General features: G+C 63.7%; 6 protein-coding genes. All 6 read right to left on the bottom strand.

Annotation, left to right across the window (positions count from 1 at the left end):
- Positions 1-907 (bottom strand): Rpn family recombination-promoting nuclease/putative transposase (locus HQL56_13190; GenBank protein ID MBF0310474.1); only part of this gene is annotated, 907 nt, incomplete at its 3' end.
- Positions 908-939: 32 nt separating this feature from the next.
- Positions 940-1,680, bottom strand: a complete 741-nt coding sequence (locus HQL56_13195) for a sel1 repeat family protein (GenBank protein MBF0310475.1) — start codon at positions 1,678-1,680, stop codon at positions 940-942.
- A 229-nt stretch (positions 1,681-1,909) separates the two neighbouring features.
- A complete protein-coding gene (locus HQL56_13200) occupies positions 1,910-2,293 on the bottom strand; it encodes a response regulator transcription factor (protein ID MBF0310476.1) in 384 nt (127 codons plus the stop codon).
- Between the two features lie 13 nt (positions 2,294-2,306).
- Entirely contained in the window at positions 2,307-3,434 is a 1,128-nt protein-coding gene (locus tag HQL56_13205; protein MBF0310477.1) for a hybrid sensor histidine kinase/response regulator, read from the bottom strand.
- Between the two features lie 326 nt (positions 3,435-3,760).
- Positions 3,761-4,705, bottom strand: a complete 945-nt coding sequence (locus tag HQL56_13210; GenBank protein MBF0310478.1) for a diguanylate cyclase — start codon at positions 4,703-4,705, stop codon at positions 3,761-3,763.
- 18 nt (positions 4,706-4,723) lie between these two features.
- Positions 4,724-8,188, bottom strand: coding sequence for a CHASE2 domain-containing protein (locus tag HQL56_13215; GenBank protein MBF0310479.1), 3,465 nt, complete (start codon positions 8,186-8,188; stop codon positions 4,724-4,726).
- Positions 8,189-8,370 lie beyond the last annotated feature (182 nt).

Here is an 8,370-nt window from a genome sequence, read left to right on the forward strand (position 1 = left end):
GCTGCAACAGCGAGCGCAGGGTGTTGCGTTGGCTCTCCAGTCGACCTTCCAGTCGGCCTTCCAGTCGACCTTCCAGTCGACCTTTCTGTTGTCCTTCGAGCAGCCCCGACTGCCAGGTGCGCTGCTCGAACTCGCTGACCCATTTTTCAAGATTTCTCGCCAGCATGGTCATGACCTCCTGAAGGTCTTCGGGCACGGGAGAAGGGTCTGCCATGCCCTTGAAGGTGTGCAGGCTGCCGATCAGCAGCTCCCGGAACAGATGTTTCACGGGAGGCGCTTCGGGATGGACCTCGAACCAGTTGGTGACCTCCTTTACGGCCTGCAGCAGGCTTTCCGGCCGGTCGGCGTGCTGCAGGCGGAAGAAGATGGCGGTCAAGGAGGGGCACTCCCGCAGAAACGCCTCCGGAATACGCCCTTCATCGATGACATGGTACCGCATATCGGGTTGATATTGCCACAACGGGGATTGCCGGGGCAGTCGGATCAGTTCGGCCAGGGAGGTGGCGGCAGTCCAACGCGGCTCGCCGTTGTACAGCACGATGGGCAAAACCGGCGGCAGACCTTCGGAGGGATTCATGCGGCGCGCCTCCACCAGTTCCTGCAGCAGCAGTCCGGCGTAGATGTTGACCCGCAGGGCCATCCAGGGGTCGATGCTGGACTGGAACTCCAGGAGCAGAAGGACAAACAGGGCTCCGCCGGAGCGGGTGGGTATCTCCCAGACCAGATCCCCCTGGCGGCGCAAACCTTGCCGACTGGTGAATTTGGTGTTCAACCGCCTCATGGCGTCGAGGTCGAGTTCAGCCAGCAGAGCGGCATCCAGAAAGTGGCGCAGCAGATCGGCCACCATTCGCGAATGGGAAAAGAGGCGGTGATAGAGGGTATCGAAGGAGGTTTTCCCCTCGTTCATTTCGGATCCTCGGTGTGGGGTGAACCCCGTTGTCACGGGGTGCGCGGTCTCCAGTTTTTGGCCATATCCTGGGCGCGGGCGATCTGATCGGCATTCATGTAGCGGGTGATCAGACTGCGGTTGCTGTCGCCTTTGCTGTTACCGCCTTGGGCGGCCAGGCTGAACCACATGTGGGCGATGATGAAATCCGACAGCACTCCGGCTCCGGCCATATAGATCAGGCCCAGATTGTTCTGGGCTTTCGGGTCTCCCAGGTCGGCGGCGCGATGATACCAGCGCTCCGCTTCCACAGGATCGGCGGGGAGGCCTTTGCCTTCCTGATAGATGGTTCCCAGATGAAACTGGGCTCCCGTATGACCCAGATTCCCGGCGGTGGTCAACCAGCGCAGGGCCTCGCGTATATCCGGCCTGACGCCTCCCTGACCGTTCAGATAGTACACCCCGAGGGTGTAGGGCAGTTCCGCATCCTCTTTGGTCAGGGAGCCCCGTTCGATGATCAGGGTGCGCAGTTGATCGGCATTCCGGGGGATTTTGGGCGCGGCGGGCATCCCGGATGGGGCCTCCGGGGGCGTGAGGTTCGGGGGCGGGGTGAAACGAGGCGAACTGGCGGTGGCTTTTTTCTCCAGAATTTTTTCGCTGTTTTTGCAGGGATGGTTGCGGGCCACCGTGGCGCCGTTCTCTTCGCAGTAATAGATGTCGGCGAAGAGCGGTATTCCGGGAAAAGTGGTCAGCAGAAGACTCCACAGCAGTATGGCCGCACGATGATGAGACATAGCCGGTTCCCTTGTTCCGTTTTCGGGTGGATCTTGTGAGCATGACCAGCGTGAGAGGATAACGGACAAACAGGGTAACATGCCAGGGAAGGAGTGGGAGGGGTTCGATCTTGTAATGACTTTTTTCTGCGTGAGGCCGTAGGTTCCACCCGCTACGGAATGGATTTCGGGGGGGCTCCCCGCCGCCGGTGACGGGATCACCGGCGGCGGACGGGGCTGCGGGGAGGGGTCAGCGGGTGCCTTTCCAGAGCTTCATCAGTTGCGAGGGGATCTCCATCAGGGGGGTGTCTTTGCGGATGTAACCCGTGGCACCGGCCAGGAGGCAATCGTCCCAGACGCCGACGCTCTGGATGGAGGTTAACATGACAACCACCGCTTTCGGATTGTTTTTCATCATGGTTTTCAGGGCCTGAATGCCGTTCATGACCGGCATTTCGATATCGAGCAGGACCATGTCGGGGCTGTGGGCGGTGAACAGTTGCACGCCGCTCCGGCCGTCTCCGGCCTGGGCGACCACCTCGAAACCGCTGGCATCCAGAACGGTGGCGAAGAGCTGCCGCAGGGACTCGTCGTCATCCACCAGAAGGAGGCGGGGGCGGGTGGTATCGGTCATGGGAATCTCCTTGTCAGGGTTCGGGGGGGTGGCGCGGCAGGGAGACCGTAAAGCGGCTTCCCCTGCCGACTTCGCTGTCCACGCGGATGGCGCCGCCGTGGGCCTCGACGATCTTTTTGCAAATGGACAGACCCAGTCCGGTGGAGCGTTCGTTGCCGGTGGGTCGGGCGCTGAGTCTCTGGAAGGTGCCGAAGAGGCGTCCCAGGTCGTCGGCGGAGAGACCGGGGCCCTGATCGTCGACCTCCACGGCGAGGTGTTCCGCCAAGGCCAGGGTGCGCAGCAACACGCGGGTGCCGGGTCGGGAGAACTTGACGGCGTTGCTCAACAGGTTGTCCAGCACCTGGGCCATGCGGTCCGGGTCGAAGCGCGAATCGGGCACCTGACCCATCTCCACCATCAGGGAGATGCCCTTCTCCCGGGCGGCGAAGCCGATCAGTTCGGCCCGTTCCGCAGCCAGGCGGGAGAGGTTGTGTTCCTGCGGCACCATATCGAAGTGGCCGCTTTCGATGGCGGCCACGTCCAGCAGGTCGTTGACCAGGGTGAGCATCTGGTTGGCCACCTGCTGGATGGTGTGCAGGAAGCCGCGCCGTTTCTCCTCCGGCAGGGCCACGGACTGCAGCAGTTCGCTCATGCCGCGTATGGAGACCAGGGGATTGCGCAGGTCGTGGGCGGCCATGCCCAGAAAGCGGTTTTTGACCTGGTTCAGCTCCTGCAGGGCGCGATTCTGCTCCTGCTGCACCTCCAGGGAGCGTTTCAGGGCCAGATGGGTCTTGACCCGGGCGCGCACGATGGGGGGTGAGATGGGTTTGCTGATGTAATCCACCGCGCCCAGCTCGAAGCCACGGGTTTCGTCGGCCACCTCGGTTTTGGAGGTGATAAAGATCACCGGGATGTCGCGGGTGGAGTCCTCCTCTTTCAACAGACGGCACACTTCGTAGCCGTCGAGTCCCGGCATGAGCACGTCGAGCAGGATCAGGTCGGGACGCGGCCCGCCACGGGCCGCCTTCAGGGCCTGTTCGCCGTTCTGCGCCACCATGATGCGGCAGCTCGGACGGATCGCTTCGACCAGAATGTCGATCAGCATCCGTTCGTCATCGACGATCAGCACCCGTGGGCGCGGATCGGGGAGGTTTTCCGGCACGGAATTCACCTTGTTCTGTATCTGGAGGGAGTTACAAAACTCCCGCGGCCAAACGGGAATATGTTATCTTCTAAGTATCAAAAAAAGAAAATGTTCTATCCGTTGACTTTTTATAACTGTTCAGACCCCTGCACAGCGCGGCATGATCCTGTCAACGGCGAAAAAAGTCCCAGGGGTGTCCCCTGGACCCGTCGGCGGGGGATAATCCCCCCCGAACCCCCATGTATCTGAACAGATACATATTACTGAAAAGTCAAAGGATAGAACATTTCCTTTTTTTGATATTTAGAAGATAACATATTGAAAGGCAAAAGACTTATTCCCGCTCAGCCTTCCTGGCGGGGGTCCAGTGTGGTGGCCAGCACCCGGTTGCGACCGTCGGCCTTGGCCCGGTAGAGCATGGCGTCGGCGGCTTTCTGCAAGGCGTCGGGACTGTTTTGCGCCGTGGGGGTCACGGTGGCCGCGCCCAGACTGAGGGTGAGCCACGCGGCGGTGCCGGAGCGGGCGTGGGGCAGTTCCAGGGCGGTGATCGCCCGGCGGAACTGTTCCCCCACCTGGAGAGCGCCTTCCGCGTCGCTTCCCGGCAGCACGGCCACGAACTCCTCGCCGCCGTAGCGGGCCACGAAATCCCCCGGTCGATGCAGACACCCCGCCAGGGCGCGGGCCACCCGCTGCAGGCAGAGGTCGCCACCCGCGTGGCCGTAATGGTCATTATAGAGCTTGAAGTGGTCCACATCCATCATGATCAGCGTCAGGGGGCGCCCTTCCCGCATGGCGCGGTTCCATTCCGCCTCCAGGGTCTGGTCGTAGGAGCGTCGGTTGGGGATTTCGGTCAATCCGTCCAGACAGACCATGCGTTCCAGCAGGTCCATTTTGCGTTTCAGCCCGAGGTGGGTCTGAATGCGGGCTCGCACGATGGCGTCGTGAAACGGTTTGGCGATGTAGTCCACCGCGCCCAGTTGCAGCCCCAGGGTTTCGGACTCCACGTCGTTGCGGGCGGTCAGGAAGATCACCGGGATGTTGCGGGTCAGACGGTTGCCCTTCAGACGGCGGCACACCTCGTAACCGTCCATTTCCGGCATGACGATGTCCAGCAGCACCAGATCGGGCAGGGCCCCCGGCTGCAGGGCCTGCAGCGCCTGTTCGCCGCTTTTGGCCACCATGATCTTGTAGTCGTGGCGCAGCAGACCGACGAGGGCGTCGATGTTGAAGCGTTCGTCGTCCACCAGCAGAATTTTTTCCTGGGGTTCCATGGCATCCTCTTGGGACATGGTCTTGCTCCTGGCCCGTTACTGTTTCAGACCCGCTTCGATGGATGCAAGGGTTTGCCTCGCCTCGTCGAAATCGAAGCTGCGCACCTGCTCCCACAAACGGTCGACGAGGCCGTGGGGAAGCCTGTCGCCGAGAAGGTGGCGCAGCCGCCGGGTCTGTTCTTCCGCATCGGGATCCCGTTCGTGCAGCAGTTGTTCCAGGGAGTCGAGCAGCGCGGCCACCACGGCGGCATCGTAGGGTGGCGCGGGGGATTCGGGGAGGATTTCCCGGCTCTCCGCCCAGGCGGACAGCGTCTGACGCACGGGCTCCATGGCCCGGTGCAGGGCGGGGAGCAGAGCGGATCGGGAGTCGTTTCGCCCGCTGTCGAAGGAGGCCTCCAGGGCGGCGGCGGCCTCTTGCAGCTCGATGGCGCCCAGGGAGGCGGCGATGCCCTTCAGGGTGTGGGCCAGACGATGGGCCAGGGGGAGGTCGCCCTGTTCCAGTGCCTCGGCCAGGCGACGGGGGTCGTCGCCGTGGCGCACGAGGAAGTCGTGCAGCAGGTTGGCCAGCAGGCGGCGATTGCCGCCCACCCGGACCAGCGCGGTGGCCAGGTCCAGGAAGGGTGTCGTTTCGGGCAGGTGGATCGGGCTCCCTTCGGCGGGCGGGAGCGGCGCGGGAGGGGCCTCCGCGCGGGGGGGCAGCCAGCGACCCAGGGCGGCGTAGAGGGCCTGGGGATCGATGGGTTTGCAGAGGTGGTCGTTCATGCCGGCGGCCAGGGCCTGCTCCCGGTCTTCGCTGCCCACGTTGGCGGTCATGGCCAGAATCGGCGGACGGGTGGCGAATCGGGCGTCGGCGCGAATGGCGCGGGCCGCGCTGTAGCCGTCCAGGATGGGCATCTGCACGTCCATCAGAATGGCGTCGAAGCTCTCCTCCTGCAAACGTGCGATGGCCTCCCGACCATTTTCGGCGGTTTGCGCCGTCAGTCCGGCCCGTGTCAGCAGCTCCAGGGCGATTTGCCGGTTGATGGCGTTGTCCTCCACCAGCAGGATGCGGGCGCCGCGCCGGTCCGCCAGGATGGCTTCGGCCTGAGGGAGGTTTTCCCAGCCCCGTTTGGGGTAGGAGGCGCTGACCGCCTGACCGAAGGTCTCCAGAATGCCGTTGAAGAGCAGGGAGGGGTTGATCGGTTTGGTCAACACCCCGTCCACTCCCAGGCTTTGGGCGCTTCCCTCCTCGCCCAGGGAGCGGATCAGCAGCAGCCGGGTGCGTCCGGAAAAACCGCTCAGGGCGCGCAACTGCCGCACCGTTGCTTCCAGGCTCCCATCCGGCAGCTCCTCCTCCAGCAGGATCAGTCGGAAGGGCTCCACCGCGCCGCGCAGGGCGTCCAGGGCCGCCTGGGCGCCGGCCACGGCGACCACGGCGAAATGGAAGGACTGCAGATAATCGACCAGAATGGCGCGGGAACGCTCCGAGCCATCCACCACCAGCACCCGCAGGGAGCGCCATTCGGGGCTGGCGGGTTGGGACTGTTCCGCCGTGGCATCCACCTGCTGGGTCACGGTGAAGGTGAAGGTGCTGCCCTGGCCGGGGCGGCTCTCCACGCGGATCCGGCCCCCCATTTTTTCCACCAGTTGTTTGCAGATGGCCAGCCCCAGACCGGTGCCGCCGTATTGCCGGGTGATGCTGGCGTCGGCCTGGGAGAAGGCCTGAAAGAGTCGCCCCATCTGTTCCGGCGTCATGCCGATGCCGCTGTCCTGCACGCTGCCTTCCAGCACCAGCCGTTCGCCTTCGCGGGAGAGCAGGCGGAGGGTGGTCGAAACCGTGCCCGTGGCGGTGAATTTGACGGCGTTGTTGACCAGGTTGATCAGCACCTGGCCCAGACGCAGCGGATCGCCGATCAGCTGGGCGGGGATGGCGGGTTCGCGGTAGAAGAGCAGTTGCAGCCCCTTCTCCTGAGCCTTCAGGCGGGTCATGGTGGCCAGGTGGTCCAGCACCGTGTCGAGGTGGTAGGGGATGGCCTCCAGGGTCAGGCGGCCCGCTTCCATCTTGGACATGTCCAGCAGGTCGTTGATCAGTCCCAGCAGCGACTCCCCGGCCTGTCGCACCTTTTGCAGGTAGTCGCGTTGATTGGCCTGCAGTTCGGTGTTGAGGCAGAGTCCGGTCAGCCCCAGAATGGCGTTCATGGGGGTGCGCAGTTCGTGGCTGACGTTGGCGATGAAGGCCGATTTGGCCTGCACCAGACGCCGTTCCCGCTCCATGCGGAAGAGTTCGGGCAGCAGCAGGCTGGCCACGATCAACACCAGGGAGAGCAGGGGATAGAGAGGGTCGAGCAGGCGTTGTTTTTCCAGATAGAGCCACAGGGAGAGCAGGGGCAGCGCCGTGATCGGAAGCAGCGTGAGACCCACCAGCCAGCGCAGGCGAAAGCGTCGCAGCAGCCACGGTCCCGACAGGGCCACCAGCGGCAGCAGCAGGGCGATCAGGGCGTTTTCCCCGATGTTCAGCGGCAGCAGATAGCTGCCGTCCAGCAACTGTTCCACCAGTTGAACGTGGAGTTCCACACCCGGCAGGATCTCCCCGAGGGGACTGTAGACCTGATCCCCCAGTCCCTGGGCCGTGGCTCCGACGAAGACGATGTGGTTTTCCACCTGGGAGGTGTCGATGCGGCCTGCCAGCAGTTCGGAGATGGAGAGGTAGCGCTCCCGGTTCAGGCGGCGGTAGTGCAGCCCGATTTCGTTTTGGCCGCTGGTTGGCAGAAAGAGTTGTCCCATGCCGACGCCGTCGGGTGTGGCGTGCAGGATTTTGCCACCGGAGAGGAGTCGGGCGACTTCCAGGCTCAACAGGGGATAGAGTTGTCCGTTGACCTGATAGATCAGCGGCAGATGGCGCAGCACCCCGTCCATGTCCTGGCTGGCCTGGGAGAGGACACCCTGGCCCCGGGCGGACTTTTGCAGCAGGGGCAGGGAGGCGACGCTGCCCGGAAAGGGGGGGATGGCGACGCGGGCTTCGCCGCCGGGGATGACGATGCGGGCCTTTTGCAGCGGGGCGGGGTTGGGGTTGGCGCGGGTTTCCAGGGCGAAGCCCAGCACCGTGGGCAGGCGTTCCAGGCTGTCGGCCAGGAGCTGGTCCGGATCGGGCAGTTTTCGCAGCAGGGTGTTGAGTTCGGTGTGATCGGGCCAGCGTTCCGCCAGAAGGGCGGGGGCGGTGCGATCCTTTTCCACCAGCAGCAGGTCGAGGACCACCAGGGCGGCGTTTTGCCGCTGCAGTTGGTCCACCAGACGGGCCAGATGGCTGCGGGGCCAGGGCCATTGGCCCAGGGCCTTCAGGCTGGTTTCGTCGATGGCGGCGATGCGAACCGGCAGTTCCAGGGGATCCCGGCGGGGGAAGTGGAGCTGCATCTGGTCGAAGGCCAGGTTGCGCAACACCTGCCGGGATTGGGGATCGATCAGTTGCAGGGCCACCAGCAGAACGGCCAGCAGCAGGGGAACGTGAAAAGAGGGCTTCGGCATGATTCCGCCTGAAAACCGGATGGGGTTTGACTTTTAATATTTTATCTTTTAGAAAGCAAAAAAAGAAAATGTTCTATCTTTTGACATTTCGTAATTATTCAGGCCCCTGCACAGCGCGGCATGACCGTGTCAACAGCGAAAGGAGGAGTCCCAGGGCGCTGCCCTGGACCCGTCGGGGGGGG

This window comes from Magnetococcales bacterium, assembly GCA_015231925.1.
GTDB lineage: Bacteria > Pseudomonadota > Magnetococcia > Magnetococcales > JADGAQ01 > JADGAQ01.

Coding starts and splice junctions, on each gene's coding strand:
- HQL56_13195 (MBF0310475.1), bottom strand. CDS start 1,680: ATGTCTCATCATCGTGCGGCCATACTGCTGTGGAGTCTTCTGCTGACC.
- HQL56_13200 (MBF0310476.1), bottom strand. CDS start 2,293: ATGACCGATACCACCCGCCCCCGCCTCCTTCTGGTGGATGACGACGAG.
- HQL56_13210 (MBF0310478.1), bottom strand. CDS start 4,705: ATGTCCCAAGAGGATGCCATGGAACCCCAGGAAAAAATTCTGCTGGTG.
- HQL56_13215 (MBF0310479.1), bottom strand. CDS start 8,188: ATGCCGAAGCCCTCTTTTCACGTTCCCCTGCTGCTGGCCGTTCTGCTG.